Here is a 450-nt window from a genome sequence, read left to right as displayed (position 1 = left end):
CAAGCACCCACACGAATTGCTTGATTCGATTTGTTAAAGAGCGTTTGGTTAAGAGCGTTTCGTCTCAACCGAGGCGCGCATTCTACGCTTTCCTCATTTGCTGTCAAGCGTTTATTTTGAAGTTTTTGCGAGAAACTCGTTTAGCTTCAAACACTTAACTCGCTTCGATCTCTCGTCGCGGGAGGTGAATACTACAGCATTCAAAAATGCTGTCAACCACCTTTTACAACCACTGGCGGCCTTCAGCCTACCAGGAGAAGCGACAGCTTCTACTTAAAGACAAAACCCCTACCTGCATGCGCAGATAGGGGTTTTGCGAAATAAATCTTGACGATGACCTACTCTCACATGGGGAAACCCCACACTACCATCGGCGATGCATCGTTTCACTACTGAGTTCGGGATGGGATCAGGTGGTTCCAATGCTCTATGGTCGTCAAGAAATTCTGT

General features: G+C 46.9%; 1 rRNA gene. It reads right to left on the bottom strand.

Features of this window, described 5'->3' with window-relative positions:
* Positions 1 to 325 precede the first annotated feature (325 nt).
* Positions 326 to 441: ribosomal RNA gene (gene rrf / locus J5M56_RS25335) — 5S ribosomal RNA — on the bottom strand.
* Positions 442 to 450: the final 9 nt, after the last annotated feature.

The sequence above is a fragment of the Pseudomonas sp. 51_B genome, assembly GCF_017491595.1.
Taxonomy (GTDB): domain Bacteria; phylum Pseudomonadota; class Gammaproteobacteria; order Pseudomonadales; family Pseudomonadaceae; genus Aquipseudomonas; species Aquipseudomonas promysalinigenes.
This window is presented reverse-complemented; position numbering and strand designations above follow the sequence as displayed.